At 68.5% G+C, this 15,028-nt stretch carries 13 protein-coding genes and 2 tRNA genes; 5 read left to right on the top strand and 10 right to left on the bottom strand.

Translation table 11 applies throughout. The features are described from left to right. Positions 1-375: 375 nt before the first annotated feature. From OG439_RS38455 to OG439_RS38445, 3 genes are all read left to right on the top strand, one after another. On the top strand, positions 376-657 hold the full coding sequence (locus OG439_RS38455; protein ID WP_326945436.1) for a hypothetical protein: 282 nt from the start codon (positions 376-378) through the stop codon (positions 655-657). A gap of 124 nt (positions 658-781) precedes the next feature. Beyond that, positions 782-1,051 (top strand): helix-turn-helix domain-containing protein, encoded by a 270-nt coding sequence (locus tag OG439_RS38450; protein WP_326945435.1) that lies wholly within the window; start codon positions 782-784, stop codon positions 1,049-1,051. Then, positions 1,051-2,244: a tyrosine-type recombinase/integrase gene (locus tag OG439_RS38445; RefSeq protein WP_326945434.1), complete on the top strand. Its 1,194-nt coding sequence runs from the start codon at positions 1,051-1,053 to the stop codon at positions 2,242-2,244. The genes OG439_RS38450 and OG439_RS38445 overlap by 1 nt, the downstream gene beginning before the upstream one ends. A 64-nt stretch (positions 2,245-2,308) precedes the next feature. Here the strand turns inward: OG439_RS38445 and OG439_RS38440 are convergent. Both OG439_RS38440 and OG439_RS38435 read right to left on the bottom strand, forming a co-directional pair. Continuing rightward, a tRNA-Ala gene (locus OG439_RS38440) sits at positions 2,309-2,381 on the bottom strand. A gap of 32 nt (positions 2,382-2,413) precedes the next feature. Continuing rightward, the gene (locus tag OG439_RS38435) at positions 2,414-2,581 is read right to left on the bottom strand and encodes a DLW-39 family protein (RefSeq protein ID WP_086679331.1); all 168 of its coding nucleotides are present in this window, start codon (positions 2,579-2,581) and stop codon (positions 2,414-2,416) included. A gap of 341 nt (positions 2,582-2,922) precedes the next feature. On the opposite strand from OG439_RS38435, the gene OG439_RS38430 reads away from it, so the two are divergent. Together OG439_RS38430 and OG439_RS38425 are read left to right on the top strand one after the other, a co-directional pair. Beyond that, positions 2,923-3,726: an SDR family oxidoreductase gene (locus tag OG439_RS38430; RefSeq protein WP_326945433.1), complete on the top strand. Its 804-nt coding sequence runs from the start codon at positions 2,923-2,925 to the stop codon at positions 3,724-3,726. 58 nt (positions 3,727-3,784) lie between these two features. Continuing rightward, positions 3,785-4,657, top strand: coding sequence for an MmyB family transcriptional regulator (locus OG439_RS38425; protein WP_326945432.1), 873 nt, complete (start codon positions 3,785-3,787; stop codon positions 4,655-4,657). A 121-nt stretch (positions 4,658-4,778) separates the two neighbouring features. Here OG439_RS38425 and OG439_RS38420 read toward each other — a convergent pair. From OG439_RS38420 to dnaN, 8 genes are all read right to left on the bottom strand, one after another. Beyond that, positions 4,779-4,852: transfer RNA gene (locus tag OG439_RS38420), tRNA-Ile, on the bottom strand. A gap of 49 nt (positions 4,853-4,901) precedes the next feature. Continuing rightward, positions 4,902-5,576 (bottom strand): DUF3566 domain-containing protein, encoded by a 675-nt coding sequence (locus OG439_RS38415; RefSeq protein WP_247059658.1) that lies wholly within the window; start codon positions 5,574-5,576, stop codon positions 4,902-4,904. A gap of 38 nt (positions 5,577-5,614) precedes the next feature. Beyond that, complete coding sequence (gene gyrA / locus OG439_RS38410) at positions 5,615-8,209, bottom strand: DNA gyrase subunit A (RefSeq protein ID WP_326945431.1); 2,595 nt, start codon at positions 8,207-8,209, stop codon at positions 5,615-5,617. A gap of 51 nt (positions 8,210-8,260) precedes the next feature. Beyond that, on the bottom strand, positions 8,261-10,228 hold the full coding sequence (gene gyrB / locus OG439_RS38405; RefSeq protein WP_326945430.1) for a DNA topoisomerase (ATP-hydrolyzing) subunit B: 1,968 nt from the start codon (positions 10,226-10,228) through the stop codon (positions 8,261-8,263). A gap of 197 nt (positions 10,229-10,425) precedes the next feature. After that, complete coding sequence (locus OG439_RS38400) at positions 10,426-10,929, bottom strand: DciA family protein (protein ID WP_247059652.1); 504 nt, start codon at positions 10,927-10,929, stop codon at positions 10,426-10,428. A gap of 244 nt (positions 10,930-11,173) precedes the next feature. After that, a complete protein-coding gene (recF, locus tag OG439_RS38395; RefSeq protein WP_326945429.1) occupies positions 11,174-12,328 on the bottom strand; it encodes a DNA replication/repair protein RecF in 1,155 nt (384 codons plus the stop codon). Between the two features lie 22 nt (positions 12,329-12,350). After that, on the bottom strand, positions 12,351-13,241 hold the full coding sequence (gene gnd / locus OG439_RS38390) for a phosphogluconate dehydrogenase (NAD(+)-dependent, decarboxylating) (RefSeq protein WP_247059649.1): 891 nt from the start codon (positions 13,239-13,241) through the stop codon (positions 12,351-12,353). A gap of 33 nt (positions 13,242-13,274) precedes the next feature. Next, the gene (gene dnaN / locus OG439_RS38385; protein WP_247059647.1) at positions 13,275-14,408 is read right to left on the bottom strand and encodes a DNA polymerase III subunit beta; all 1,134 of its coding nucleotides are present in this window, start codon (positions 14,406-14,408) and stop codon (positions 13,275-13,277) included. Between the last annotated feature and the right edge of the window lie 620 nt (positions 14,409-15,028).

The following is a 15,028-nucleotide window of genomic DNA, read 5'->3' as shown; positions in this document are numbered from 1 at the left end:
TAGCCGGGCGCGCGCCGCCTAGCGTCCGGCCGGCACCTAGCGTCCGCCGACGCTAGATCTAGCGTCCCCGCTAGCACCCGAACGGCCACCCGACCAGGCAGCTAGCACCCAGCGTCTACACGCGACACCGGCCCGGAAACCGTGCCACAGCGGCACTCCGGGACACCTACGCCACCACGACGCTAGGCGGATACGGCAGGGCACCCCAGGCCATCACCCTCCCTGCCAGCTTCCTCTCGCCAAGGCTGGCAGAGGGGCAGAACAGCAACCGAGCAGCTTCGCACCGCAGCGTGCGCCACCAGCTGGCCGCACGGCGATCCCGCACGCCCTTTCCCGGCCGCCGCCGGGCAGTGACCACACCCGAAGGAACCACCGATGACCGCACGCCTGTACCGCTTCCCGCACCACGCCAGCACCACCGACCCGGTGGCTGGCCACCCCGACAACGATGCGCCCTTCACCGGCCCCGTCCCGATCTTCGCTCCGGACGCGACCACCTACACCGTCGAGCAGGCCGCCTACCTGATCAGCCTGTCCGTCGACCTCACCCGCGGCTACGTCGAAGACGGCAGCATCCCCGCGGTCCAGACCGCGAACGGCTGGGAGATCCCGCGCAACCGGTTCACCGAATGGATCAACGCCCTGCCGGAGGGCTGAAGCACCACGACCACCTAACGCACCCGCCAAGTGACATCGCAGCGTGCGCCACCAGCTGGCCGCACGGCGACCCCACACGCCCAAATTCGCCCCGGCCGACCGGGGTGGGAGAGGACCCACCGCCATGACGAAGCGCGCCGTTCGCCGCCCACCGCGAGACCTGGAGACCACTGTGGACAGCACCACGCCACGACGAGAGCACTACCTGAAAGTCGAGGAAGTGGCCGAAATGCTCGGCACTTCCGTCCGGTTCCCGCGCCGCCTGATCGAGGAGAGGCGCATCGAGTTCGTGAAGGTCGGTCGTCACGTCCGCATAGCCGAAAGCGTCGTGACCGCCTACATCGAAGCCCGCACCGTCCGACCACGGCCGGAGTGGCGAAAGGAGGTGGCCTGATGGCTGACCGGCGCCGCGATTGGGGCCGTATTCGCCCCTTGAAGTCCGGCCGTTTCCAGGCTCGCTATCCCGGGCCGGACGGCCTGCTCCGGCCCGCGCCGGACACGTTCAAGACGCGTCGCGAGGCGTCCGAATGGCTCGCTGCGAAGCGCACGGAGATTGCCCAAGACGACTGGGTGAGCCCCGAGTCGGGAAAGGCCAGCTTCATCGAGTACGCCACAACGTGGGTAGCAGAACGGAAACTCAGCGACTCGACGCGCGAGCGCTACGAAGGGATCGTGCGCAACCACCTCGCGACAACGCGACTCGACGGCCTTTCGGTGGCCGCGATCAAGGAAGCCACGGTGCGGAAGTGGCGCAGCGAATTGCTGGCGCGGAAGGTCGGTGAGCCGACCGTGGCGAAGGCGTACCGCTTGCTGCGGGCGATCTTCAACACGGCCGTGGATGAGGACCGGATCGTGAAGCGCAACCCGTGTCGGATCAAGGGTGCAGGCGAGGACAACTCCGCTGAACGACCGGTGCTCACCATTGGGCAGGTGTACAAGCTCGCCGACGCGATGCAGCCGCGTTACCGGATGCTCGTGCTGCTGGCGACGTTCACGTCACCGCGTTTCGGCGAACTGGCTGCGCTGCGACGTCGCGACGTCGATTTGCAGCGTCGGGAAATTCGCGTCCTTCGCTCGCAAACCGAGGTCAAGGGCGGGCCGCGCGTGAAAGGGCCGAAGAGCGAGGCGGGAAAGCGTCGCATCGCGATTCCCCGGGCGATCGTGGCGGAGCTGCGCGAGCACGTCGAGCGGTACGCCGAACCGGGCGCGGACGGCCTGGTGTTCGTCGGCCCGCAGGGTGGCCGGCTACGTCGGCACAACTTCCGGCGGCTGTGGGTGAAGGCGAAGAAGGCCGCGGGGATCCCGGATGACGTGCACTTCCACGACCTCCGCCACAGCGGCAACGAGCTGGCCGCCGAAGGCGGCGCGACGACGCGTGAGCTGATGGCACGGATGGGCCACTCCACGACGCGGGCCGCGCTGCTCTACCAGCGGGCGCGGCGCGAGCGTGACCACACGATCGCGGACTCGATGAGCCGCAACATCGAGTCCGCACGCAAGCGGCCGGAGGGCAAACGCGCCCGCCGGCGGGCGCGTGGCCGGGGCGAAGGGCACGCAGGGGGCACGGCGGGAGGTACGGCCGCCTGATACGACGAAGGCCAGGCCGGAGGAAATGCCCTCTGACCTGGCCTTTGTCACGTCTACAGCGCTGTGGAGCTGAGGGGAATCGAACCCCTGACCCCCGCCTTGCAAAGGCGGTGCTCTACCAATTGAGCTACAGCCCCGGGTGCGGACGGCGGACCGCCCGCACGAAGACTCAGTTGTGGGACGCGCCCGCCGGCTTGGCCGGGGTGGTTCCGTTGTTGGAGGGGACCGGAGCGGTCGCCTCGCGCCAGAGGTCGGCCTCGGCCTTCGCCGCCTTGTTGCGCTTGACCACGAACAGGACGCCGCCCGCGATAACCGCGAGTGCCAGCAGCTTCTTCACCGAAGCCCCCTTCTCAGCTTGCTTCCCTTACCCCGCGATGTTACCGGACCGGCCGGGCACGAGATCGACCGGTGCCGCAGCGCCGTGTTCCACGTGGAACCACTGGAACCACCAGTAACCCACGTCACACCCGGCCGGAAATACCGCACCGAGCGCCGTCGTTGTACAAGGTGGTCGACCCCCAACTCAGCCCTGCCGGCACTTCTCTTCCCGGCAGGGCTGACCTGTACCCAGGATCGTGGCTCTCGCAGTACCTGGATCACCAGGATCTCCCAGCCGTCCAGAACGCCTGCCAACCTGGTCGAGCACTGCGGTTTCCCCGACAAAAGGAATGACGACCAATGGCGGACGGCCGATTCACCACTCACGCGGACCTTTTCGATCTGAGTGGGAAGTACGCACTTGTCACTGGCGGCACCAAGGGCATCGGGATGATGATCGCGCGCGGCCTTCTGCAGGCGGGCGCCCGCGTCGTCATCAGCTCACGCAATGCGGACACGTGCGCGGAGGCCCAGGATCTGCTGTCCGAATTCGGTGACGTCAAAGCAATCCCCGCCGACCTTTCCAGGCACGACGAGTGTCAACGCCTCGCCGATCTTGTCACGGCCGGCTCGGAGCGCTTGGACATCCTCGTCAACAACGCGGGAGCGATGTGGCGCGAGCCGCTGGAAACGTTCCCGGACGAGGCCTGGGACTCAGTGATCGACCTCAATCTCAAGTCGCCGTTCTGGCTGGTGCAGGCGCTGCTCCCCGCACTTCGCCGGGCGGGCACCGCCGACGATCCCGCGCGGGTCGTCAACATCGGCAGTATCGCCGCCATCCACGTCGCCGCGTCGCCCAACTACTCCTACGCCAGCAGCAAAGCGGGACTCCACCAACTGACCAGGGTGCTCGCCAGGGAACTGGGCCCGCAGCACGTCACGGTGAACGCAGTGGCCCCAGGACCGTTCCCGTCGCAGATGATGGCGTCCACGCTGGATGCCATCGGCGACACGATCGCGGCGAAGGCCCCGCTGCGCCGGCTCGGCCGCGACGACGACATGGCGGGTATCGCCGTGTTCCTCGCCAGCCGGGCCGCGTCCTACCTCACCGGCACCATCATCCCGGTCGACGGCGGCATCGCCACGACCGCAACGGGTACCTAGGCGTCGGGGGTACCAGCAGAACCTCCCTCCGCCTGCGGACTGGGCCTACCGTGACGAGGTGGCCACGATCGATCTGCGCACCGAGATCAAGGAATTCCTGAGCTCCCGTCGCGCGCGGATCACGCCCGAGCGAGCCGGACTGCCCGCCTACGGCGGCAACCGCCGGGTCAAAGGCCTGCGTCGCGAAGAGGTAGCTCTGCTGGCCGGAGTATCGGTCGACTACTACGTGCGCATGGAGCGCGGCGGCCTCGCCGGCACTTCCGACGGAGTGCTCGACGCGTTGGCCGCCGCCCTGCAGCTCGACGAGGCCGAGCGCGATCACCTGCTCCACCTCGCGCAGCAGTCCAGAGCCTCCAGCGTTCCACGCCGCCGGCGACCCGCCTTGACGGTGCGTCCGGCGCTTCACCAGGTGCTCGACGCCATCACCGATGCACCGGCGTGGATTTGCAACGGCCGTTATGACGTGCTGGCCGTGAATCACCTCGCCCGCGCGCTGTATTCACCGGTACTGGCCGACACGCGACGACCGGCGAACACCGCGCGGTTCTTGTACCTGGATCCCGAATCGGCGAGAAAGTTCTTCGTCGACTACGACCGAATCGCCCGCGATACGGCCGCGAAGCTCCGCATGGAAGCCGGCCGCAATCCGCACGACGAGGAGCTGATCGCCCTGGTCGGCGAATTGTCGACGCGCAGTGAACTATTCCGCCAGCGATGGGCTTCCCAGGACGTTCGACTCCACCGGTCCGGCCGCAAGCGTCTGCACCACCCGGTAGTGGGCCAGCTAGACCTGGACGTCGAGTCGATGGAGCTGCCAGCTGAACCCGGCTTGCACCTGACCGTCTACACCGCCCCCGCCGGCACGCCGACCGCGGACGGTCTGGCCCTGTTGGCATCGTGGGCGGCCAGCCAGGTTGCTCTGGAAGCCTGAGACGCAACCCACGCTGGGTCAGGAACGAAACGCACCGTGGGGGTCTGGGGGCTCGGCCCCCAGGGCAAAAAAACACCCGGTTGTGCGTAGGCTTTCTCTACGCGCAACCGGGCCAATCGGGTGGGCCTACCAGGACTTGAACCTGGGACCTCTTCGTTATCAGCGAAGCGCTCTAACCACCTGAGCTATAGGCCCTTGAACGAGGAGAACTTTACAGGACCCCCGAGGGGGCCCTGCAACCGGGTTACTCCCGTTCCGACAGCGTGACTTCCAGGCCTCCGGCGAGGTCGGCCGACACGTTGTAGATGAACGCGCTGACCGTGGCCAGTGCCGACACCAGGACGATGTTGATCGCGCCCAGGATGGCCGCGATGCCGAAGACGCGGCCCGCGCTGATCAGCGGTTCGGAGGACGCGTTCGCGCCTTCGCCGCCGACCAGGGAGGAGTACGTGCCGTTCAGCTTGTCCCAGACGCCCATGCCGTCGAGGACCGTGTAGAGGACGCCGACCGCGACCAGCCAGACGAAGAACATCGCGACGCCCAGCACCAGCGACAGTTTCAGCACCGACCACGGGTCGAACCGCTTGACCTGCAGGCTCGCCCGCCGCGGGCCTCGGCCCGGGCGGCGGAGGGCGCTGGGGCGGGCGCGCTGGGTCGACGCCGACGGGATGGCGGCCGCGGACGGCTCGCCTCCCGGCGGGGTGTCGCCGCCGCCGAAGAGGCGGGGGGCGGCGCTGCCGGTCACCACCGGGTGCTCGGCCGGCGAGACGGTTTGCGTCTCGCCGGCCGGGCGCACCTCGTCCGTGGCCAGCCCGACCGTCGCCTCGGCGTCGCCGCCGTCCTTGCCGACCCGCTGCCAGGGTGGGCTCGACGGAGTCCCGTTCGAACCCGCTGCCTCGGGATTCTCGGATGGTGTCACGAAGAGTCAGTCCTTACCCGTGCCGTGGTGGCGCCGTCTCACTGCTCCGGCGGCGCCGTCGTTTCTTCATCCGCGTCTGTGGTTTCGGCCACTGCTTCCGACACGGCTTCCGCAGTGTCGTCCACCGTGACGTCCGCTTCCACGGTGTCGTCACCGTTGGCGACGTCCGAGGGCTCGTCCGCGTTGCGTGCGACCGCGAGAAGAGTGGTGCCTTCGCCGAGATTCATCAGCCGCACCCCCTTCGTCTGCCGCCCCGCCTTGCGCACGTCGACCGCCGGCGTGCGGATCACGCCGCCGCTCGAGGTGATCGCGTACAGCTCGTCCTCGGCGTCGACGATGAGCGCCCCCACCAGCCTCCCACGTTTGCGGTCGTGCTGGATGGTGAGCACACCCTTGCCACCGCGGCCCTGCACCGGGTAGTCCTCGATCGGCGTGCGCTTCGAGTATCCGCCGTCGGTCGCGACCAGCAGGAACTTGTCCGGCTTGACCACACTGATGCCGAGCAGCTCGTCGCCGTCGTTGAACCGCATGCCGAGCACGCCGGACGTCGGGCGGCCCATCGGCCGCAGCGCCTCGTCGGTCGCGTGGAAGCGGATCGACTGGCCCTCGGCCGACACCAGGAGCAGATCGTCCTCGGCCGCCGCCAGGACCGCGCCGACCAGTTCGTCGCCCTCGCGCAGGTTGATCGCGATGAGGCCGCCGGAGCGGTTGGAGTCGAAGTCGGTGAGCTTGGTCTTCTTCACCAGGCCGCGCTTGGTGGCGAGCACCAGGTACGGCGCGACCTCGTAGTTCTTGATCTCGATGACCTGGGCGATCTTCTCGTCCGGCTGGAACGCCATGAGGTTCGCCACGTGCTGGCCGCGCGCGTTGCGGTTGGCCTCGGGCAGGTCGTACGTCTTGGTCCGGTAGACGCGGCCCTTGTTCGTGAAGAACAGGATCCAGTCGTGCGTCGAGCAGACGAAGAAGTGCTGGACGATGTCGTCCTGCTTCAGCGTCGCGCCCTGCACGCCCTTGCCGCCGCGCTTCTGCGAGCGGTACAGATCCGTCTTCGTCCGCTTCGCGTACCCCGTGCGGGTGATCGTGACGACGACGTCCTCGACCGCGATGAGCTCTTCGTCGGTGACGTCGCCGTTGAAGGCGATGATCTTCGTGCGCCGGTCGTCGCCGTACTTCTCGACGATCGCCATCAGCTCGTCGCGGATGATCGAGCGCTGGCGCTCGGGCTTCTCGAGGATGTCCTTGAGGTCGGCGATCTCCAGCTCGATCTCGGCCAGCTGGTCGATGATCCGCTGCCGCTCGAGGGCGGCCAGGCGCCGCAGCTGCATGTCGAGGATCGCGGTGGCCTGGATCTCGTCGACGTCCAGGAGCTCCATCAGGGCCGGCCGGGCCTCGTCCGCGGACGGCGACCGCCGGATCAGCGCGATGACCTCGTCGAGCGCGTCGAGCGCCTTGACGTAACCACGCAGGATGTGGGCCCGTTCCTCGGCCTTGCGCAGGCGGAAGCGGGTCCGCCGGACGATGACCTCGACCTGGTGCTTCACGTAGTGCCGGATGATCTGGTCGAGCCGCAGCGTGCGCGGCACGCCGTCGACCAGCGCCAGCATGTTGACGCCGAAGTTCTGCTGCAGCTGGGTGTGCTTGAACAGGTTGTTCAGCACGACCTTCGCGACGGCGTCCCGCTTGACCGTGACGACGATCCGCATGCCGGAGCGGCTGTTGGACTCGTCGGCGATGTCGGAGATGCCGGTGAGCTTGCCGTCGCGGACCAGGTTCGCGATGTTCTCGACCAGGTTGTCCGGGTTGACCTGGTACGGCAGCTCGGACACGACCAGGATCGTGCGGCCCTTGACGTCTTCCTCGACCTCGACGACCGCGCGCATCCGGACCGAGCCGCGGCCGGTGCGGTAGGCGTCCTCGATGCCGGACGTGCCGAGGATCATCGCCTTGGTCGGGAAGTCCGGGCCCTTGATCCGCACCAGGAGCGCGGCCAGCAGCTCGTCGTCGTCCGCCTCGGGGTTCTCGAGCGCCCAGACGACACCCTCGGACACCTCGCGCAGGTTGTGCGGCGGGATGTTCGTCGCCATCCCGACCGCGATCCCGGAACCGCCGTTGACCAGCAGGTTCGGGAAGCGCGACGGCAGGACGTCGGGCTCCTGCGTGCGGCCGTCGTAGTTGTCGCGGAAGTCGACGGTGTCTTCTTCGATGTCGGCCAGCATCTGCATGGCCAGCGGCGCGAGCCGGGACTCGGTGTACCGCATCGCGGCGGCGGGGTCGTTGCCCGACGAGCCGAAGTTGCCCTGGCCGTCGATCAGCGGGTACCGCAGCGACCACGGCTGGGCGAGCCGGACGAGCGCGTCGTAGATCGCCGAGTCGCCGTGCGGGTGGTAGTTGCCCATGACGTCGCCGACGACGCGGGAGCACTTGTTGTACCCGCGGTCCGGCCGGAAGCCGGAGTCGAACATCGAGTACAGGATCCGGCGGGCGACCGGCTTGAGGCCGTCGCGCACGTCCGGCAGCGCGCGCGACACGATCACGCTCATCGCGTAGTCGATGTACGAGCGCTGCATCTCCTGCTGGATGTCGACCGGTTCGATCCGGTCGTGGTCCGGAGCCGGCGGCAGAGTTTCCGTCATGGGTCCTTCTCGAGTGCGGGGGTCCTAGCGGGACAAACGAACGGGGGACGCCTACACGTCCAAGAAGCGCACGTCCTTGGCGTTGCGCGTGATGAACGAGCGGCGGGCCTCGACGTCCTCGCCCATCAGGACGGAGAACAGGTCGTCGGCCTGGGCGGCGTCGTCCATCGTGACGCGCCCCAGCAGCCGGTTGGCCGGGTCCATCGTGGTCTCCCACAGCTCTTCGGCGTTCATCTCGCCGAGACCCTTGTACCGCTGGATCGCGTCGTCCTTCGGCAGTCGCTTGCCGGCCTCGACGCCCGCGCGGATGACGGCGTCGCGCTCGTTGTCGGAGTACACGTACTCCGGTTCGGCCCGCGGCCACTTGATCTTGTACAGCGGCGGCCGCGACAGGAAGACGTGGCCGTGCTCGATCAGCGGCTTCATGAACCGGAACAGCAGGGTGAGCAGCAGCGTGGTGATGTGCTGGCCGTCGACGTCGGCGTCGGCCATCAGCACGATCTTGTGGTAGCGCAGCTTCTCGAGGTCGAACTCGTCGTGGATGCCGGTGCCCAGCGCGGTGATCAGCGACTGGACCTCGGTGTTCTTGAGGACGCGGTCGATGCGGGCCTTCTCGACGTTGATGATCTTGCCGCGGATCGGCAGGATCGCCTGGTACATCGAGTCCCGGCCCTCCTTGGCCGAGCCGCCGGCCGAGTCACCCTCGACGATGTAGAGCTCGCACTCCTCCGGCTTGGTGGAGCGGCAGTCCTTCAGCTTGCCGGGCAGGCCGCCGATGTCGAGCGCGCCCTTGCGGCGGACGAGGTCACGCGCCTTGCGCGCGGCCATCCGGGCCTGCGCCGAGGAGATCGACTTGTTGATGATCGTCTTCGCCTCGGCCGGGTTGCGCTCGAACCAGTCGGCCAGCCACTCGTTCGACTGCTGCTGCACGAACGTCTTCGCCTCGCTGTTGCCCAGCTTGGTCTTCGTCTGGCCCTCGAACTGCGGCTCGCTCAGCTTGATCGAGACGATCGCGGCGAGGCCCTCGCGCACGTCGTCACCGGTCAGGTTGGTGTCCTTCTCCTTGAGCAGCTTCTTGTCGCGCGCGTACGTGTTGACGACGCGGGTCAGCGCGGCGCGGAAGCCCTCTTCGTGGGTGCCGCCCTCGTGGGTGTTGATCGTGTTGGCGAACGTGTAGACCGACGGCGTGAACCCGGTGTTCCACTGCATCGCGACCTCGACCTCGAGGCCGGGGCCCTTGGCGTCGAAGGAGATCACGCTGGCGTGGATCGGGTCCTTGCTGCCGTTGATGTGCTTGACGAAGTCCTCGAGCCCGCCCGGGTAGCAGTAGACCTTCTCCTTGACCCGGGCGACCTTGCCTTCGGCGTCCGCCTCGGCTTCCTCGTCGGCGACGCGCTCGTCGCGCAGGGACAGCGTCAGTCCCTTGTTGAGGAACGCCATCTCCTGGAGGCGGCGCGAGATCGTCTCGAAGTTGAAGGTGGTGGTCTCGAAGATGCCGCCGTCGGGCCAGAAGGTGATCGTGGTGCCGGTCTCGGACGCCGGGCCGAGGTCGTCGAGCGAACCCGGGATCTGGTCCGTGTACAGCTGGCGCCAGTCGCGGCCGCCGTACTTGACCTCCGCCAGCAGCCGCGTCGACAGCGCGTTCACCACGGAGATGCCGACGCCGTGCAGGCCGCCGGACACCGCGTAGGAGTCGCTGTCGAACTTGCCGCCCGCGTGCAGCTGGGTGAGCACGACCTCGATGGTCGGCTTGTGCTCCTTGGGGTGCATGTCGACCGGGATGCCACGGCCGTCGTCGACTACCCGCACCCCACCGTCGGCGAGGAGGGTAACCTCGACCTTGGTGGCGTGGCCCGCCATCGCTTCGTCGACCGAGTTGTCGACGACCTCCTGGACGAGGTGGTGCAGCCCGCGCTCACCGGTGGAACCGATGTACATACCGGGGCGCTTGCGGACCGCTTCAAGGCCTTCGAGCACCGTGATCGATGACGCGTTGTACTCGCTCTTGTTCTCGGTCACAGGCCTTGTTTCTCCTCGTCTCGCCCGAGCGGACGCTCGCTCCCCTCCAGTGTACTTGGCCGTGTCCGCTGACATGCGGCAAGGACACCCCTGAACGCGTCACAGACGGACGAAATCGGTCCGAGTCGAGTCTTGACGTATTTCAGCGCGTCTGGATGCGTTCTCGGGGCATTCAACCGAGCAACGCGCAACCCGGGTCAGCCGTACGTGTCACGCGGGCCGCGACCCGACACGTGCCGGGGCCCTTTCCGCCAGCTCGGGGCCATCGGACCCTGGATCCGCATGCGCTTGACCACGCCGTTTCCGACTCCCGCCGCGATCTTGGCCAGCAGCTTTCCCTGCAGCAACCGCAGCTGGGTGGCCCACGCCGTGGAGCTGGCGCGGACCGTGAGCTCGCCGTCTTTCAGCGCGACCGGCTGGGCGTGTTCCGCGACGTCTTCGCCGACCAGGCGCGCCCACTGCGCGAAGACGCGGGCGCCGGAGACGCTCTCGTTCCAGCCGCGGTCGCTGACGAGCCGCGAGACGAGCCGGCCGAGGGGCTGGGGATCACGCGCGTCCGCACCCGGTCCCGACCAGCGGCGGCGCCGGGGGTTCTGTCCGCTACTGGCCACGCGGCGGCGCTGCCCCGGCGGCACGCCCCGCTCCTTGGCCTTGGCTTTCGCGGCCTCGAGTGCGGCGTGCGCGAGGTCCCGGCCCGTCATCGCCGCCCCGTTCGGAGCAGCGGGGTTCTCACTCTGCGTACTCGGCGTGGCGTTCCCGGCCGGGTTAACCCCCTTGAGGGGGGTGTCAAGCGGCCGATCCGGCCTTTTGGTCACGCGCGGCGATAACCCGGGTACGGGTTTATCCACACTGTCCACAGGTTTGTCCCCAGATCGGTGGGTAACTCTTGTGTCAGCGGTCACACCGGGTGGTCGAGTCGATCTTGGAGCGCCTTTTTTGCGCTGTTCAGCCACGCGTGACCTCACCATCCGCCACCACGAACCGGCTCCCCGCCAGCTCGCTGGGCACGTCTTCGTCGACGGCGGCCGTCACCAGCACCTGTTCGGCGCTCGCGGCCACCTCGGCCAGCCGGGCCCGGCGCTTGCGGTCCAGCTCGGCGAACACGTCGTCGAGCAGGAGCACCGGCTCACCCGCCTCCCCGCGCAGCAGCTCGTAGCTGCCGAGCCGGAGAGCGAGCGCGAACGACCACGACTCGCCGTGGCTCGCGTACCCCTTGGCCGGCGCCTCGCCCAGGATCAGCTCCAGCTCGTCCCGGTGCGGGCCGACCAAGCTGATCCCCCGCTCCAGCTCGGCTTTGCGAGATTCCCCGAGCGCTTTGAGCAAGACGTCCTTCAGGACATCGGGTTGCGCCCGCTCGCCGTCCGGTACGCCGTACGTCTCCGGCAGCCCTTCCCCCAGCGAAGACTTGTACGAGATCTTCGCCGGCCGGGAGTCCGGAGCGACGCCCATGTACGCCGCGGCCGCGTACGGCCCGAGGTCGGCGACGAGGTTCAGGCGCGCGGCCAGCAGCTCCGCGCCCGCCACCGCGAGGTGGTCGTCCCAGACTTCGAGCGTCGACAGCGCATACGGGTCCTCACGTCCGGTCCGGCGCTTGCCCGCCGTCTTGAGCAGGGCGTTGCGCTGCTTCAGCACCTTCTCGTAGTCCGCGCGAACCCCGGCGTACCGCGGCGCGCGCAGCACCAGCAGCTCGTCGAGGAACCGGCGTCGCTCGCCAGGGTCGCCCCGCACGAGCGCCAGGTCCTCCGGGGAGAACAGCACCGTGCGCAGGATGCCCAGCACGTCACGCGGCCGGCCGACCGCGCCGCGGTTGACCCGGGCGCGGTTCGCCCGGCCGGCGGTGATCTCAAGCTCGACGGTCAGCTCGCGGTCGTCGTTGACCACCGCGACCCGCACCAGCGCGCGCTCGCAGCCGTGCCGGATGAGCGGCGCGTCCGTCGCGACGCGGTGCGAGCCCAGCGTCGCGACGTACCCGATCGCTTCCAGCAGGTTGGTCTTGCCGCGACCGTTCTGGCCGACCAGCACGGTCGGCCCCGGTTCGAGGGCGAGATCGGCCTGGGGCCAGGAGCGGAAGTCGGTGACCTGCAGGTGGCGCAGATACACGTGGTTCCTTCCCGGACGGGACCTACCCGCCGACCTTCTTCACGGCGTGCCCGCCGAACTGGTTGCGCAACGCGGCGACCGCGCGCATCGCGGCCGAGTGCTCCTGGCGGGAGGCGAACCGGGCGAACAGCGCGGCCGAGATGACCGGCGCCGGCACCGCGTTGTTGATCGCCTCTTCGAGCGTCCACCGGCCTTCGCCGGAGTCCTCGACGTACCCCTCGAGGTCGTCGAGCTCCGGGTCCTCGTCGAGCGCGCGCACGAGCAGGTCGAGCAGCCAGGACCGGACGACGGTGCCGCGCTGCCAGCCCTTGATCACGGCGGGCACGTCGTCGACGACCTTCGCGGCCTCGAGCAGCTCGAAGCCTTCGGCGAAGGCCTGCATCATGCCGTACTCGATGCCGTTGTGGATCATCTTCGCGTAGTGGCCGGCGCCGACGCTGCCCGCGTGCGAGAAACCTTCCTCGCGCGGGCCTTCCGGGCGCAGCGCGTCGAAGATCGGCATCGCGCGCTCGACGTCGGCGGCCGTGCCGCCGACCATCAGGCCGTAGCCGTTTTCCTTGCCCCACACGCCACCGGAGACACCGCAGTCGGCGTAGCCGATCTTCTTCGCGGCGAGCAGCTCGGCGTTCAGCTTGTCGTCGGTGTACTTCGAGTTGCCGCCGTCGATGACCATGTCACCTTCGGCGAGCAGGTTGCCCAGCTCGGTGATGGTCTGCCGCGTGGGGTCGCCGGCCGGGACCATGATCCAGACGATCCGGGGAGCGTCCAGTTTGGACACCAGGTCCTCGAGCGACGTCGTGTCGCTGACGTCCGGGTTGCGGTCGTAGCCGACCACTTCGTGACCGGCCGCGCGCAGCCGCTCACGCATGTTGAAGCCCATCTTGCCCAGGCCGATCAGACCGAGCTGAACCATGAGATCCCCTTACGTGCGAACAAAAGTTGTGGGTCAGCCCGGCAAGCGGACGGGCATCAGGAGGTAGAGGTAGCCGGGGATGAGGTTGCCCTCGGCGTCGGCCGGCTTGATGAGGGCGGGGCGGTTCGGCGTGGTGAACGTCAGCTCCGCCCGGTCGCTGTGGAGGGCACCGAGACCGTCGACGAGGTATCCCGGGTTGAACGCGATCGTCACCGGCTCACCTTCGTAGTCGACCTGGAGCTCTTCCTCGGCGCTTCCCTCGTCGTCGCCGCCCGCGGACAGCCGCAGCGTGTTGTCCCCGAACTCCAGTCGTACCTGAGTCCCCCGCTCCGCGACCAGCGAAACTCGCTTGATCGACTCCGTGAGAGCCGACACCTCGATGACCGCGCGCGACGTGTGCGTCGCGGGCAGCAGCTGGCGGTAGGGCGGGAACTCGGCGTCGAGCAGCCGGGTCGTCGTGTAGCGCCCGGAGCCGGACAGGCCGAGCAGGCCCTCGCCGCTGGCGAGCGCGAGCCGGATCGTGGCGCCGCTCGCGCCGAGCGTCTTGGCCGCCTCGGCGAGCGTGCGCGCCGGGACGAGCACCGCGGCGTCGGCCAGGCCCTCGGCGGGCTGCCAGGTGAACTCGCGCATGGCGAGCCGGAACCGGTCGGTCGCGACGAGGGTCAGCGAGCTGCCGGAGATCTCGAGCCGCATGCCGGTCAGCATCGGCAGCGTGTCGTCCTTGCCCGCGGCGACGACGACCTGGGTGACGGCTTGGCCGAACGCGTCGCCGGCGAGCTCACCCGCGAAGGCGGGCTGGGACGGCAGCTGCGGGTAGTCCTCGACCGGCATGGTCGGCAGGGAGAAGCGCGCGCTGCCGCACGTGATCGTGGCGCGGGCACCGTCGACGGCGATCTCGACCGGCTGGTTCGGCAGGGACTTGGTGATGTCGGCGAGGAGCCTGCCGGACACCAGCAGGCGGCCGCCGTCGGCGATCGTCGCCGGGACGCCCACGGTCGCGGACACCTCGTAGTCGAAACCCGACACGGTCAGCGCGTCGGAGTCGCCGTCGGAACCGGCGTCGAGCAGGACTCCGCCCAGAACCGGCACGGGAGGCCGGGAGGGGAGGCTTCTCGCCACCCACGCGACGGCGTCGGCGAGCCCGTCACGCTCGACGCGGATCTTCATGCGCGCATCCTTTCGACGACCCGAGCCACTCGGCTCGGACAGGGCGACGGGGCCGGCCCGGCCTCGCTCTGGCTTGGGGCAGTGACCGGCTGCCCGCTCCGGCCGGTCCGCCCTCCGCGTCAGCGGCCGGAGCACGGACCAGGTGCAGACATCCACGGTAGGCCGTCGCGGGGGCAGCCGTCACTTCGGCCTCCCCTTGACTTTGTCGACTTGGCGACAGTCTCTCGCGGTTGTCCCCAGATTCGTCCTCCGCCTGTTTTTATCTTTTTCTCTCTTAGAAGAGATCTAAAAGGCAGTAGCAGTAGTAAGTCCTGTGGATTGTGTGGATTGAGGTCGTTCGCGCAGGTGGGAGTGCTCGCGGGCATGTGGAGAACCATGGTGGTGGATCTGGGGACAGATCGGGCCGTCCGTGGACAACTTCGAGCGGCCCCGGATCCGTCCACAGTTGTCCCCAGTTATCCCCACGGTTGTCCCCAGGTGTGGGGCCTTCTGTACCCAGGGTCTGGGGGTGCGCGGCACGGTCCGGATCGCTCTTCCGGGTGATCGGGCCCTCCTGTGCACACAATGTGGGCAACCTGTGGAATCAGCGTGGACAACGGTGTGGATTTCTTGTGGATCAC

The sequence above is a fragment of the Amycolatopsis sp. NBC_01307 genome (assembly GCF_035975215.1).
Taxonomy (GTDB): Bacteria; Actinomycetota; Actinomycetes; order Mycobacteriales; family Pseudonocardiaceae; genus Amycolatopsis.
Note: the sequence above shows the minus strand (reverse complement) of the source record. Positions and strands in the feature narration are given on the sequence as shown.

What these genes read in the sequence shown, in the direction of transcription:
- OG439_RS38400 (WP_247059652.1), bottom strand. Translation starts at nt 10,929, where the DNA reads ATGACGGGCCGGGACCTCGCGCACGCCGCACTCGAGGCCGCGAAAGCC.
- gyrA (WP_326945431.1), bottom strand. Translation starts at nt 8,209, where the DNA reads ATGACGGAAACTCTGCCGCCGGCTCCGGACCACGACCGGATCGAACCG.
- OG439_RS38430 (WP_326945433.1), top strand. Translation starts at nt 2,923, where the DNA reads ATGGCGGACGGCCGATTCACCACTCACGCGGACCTTTTCGATCTGAGT.
- OG439_RS38450 (WP_326945435.1), top strand. Translation starts at nt 782, where the DNA reads ATGACGAAGCGCGCCGTTCGCCGCCCACCGCGAGACCTGGAGACCACT.
- dnaN (WP_247059647.1), bottom strand. Translation starts at nt 14,408, where the DNA reads ATGAAGATCCGCGTCGAGCGTGACGGGCTCGCCGACGCCGTCGCGTGG.
- OG439_RS38455 (WP_326945436.1), top strand. Translation starts at nt 376, where the DNA reads ATGACCGCACGCCTGTACCGCTTCCCGCACCACGCCAGCACCACCGAC.
- OG439_RS38445 (WP_326945434.1), top strand. Translation starts at nt 1,051, where the DNA reads ATGGCTGACCGGCGCCGCGATTGGGGCCGTATTCGCCCCTTGAAGTCC.
- gnd (WP_247059649.1), bottom strand. Translation starts at nt 13,241, where the DNA reads ATGGTTCAGCTCGGTCTGATCGGCCTGGGCAAGATGGGCTTCAACATG.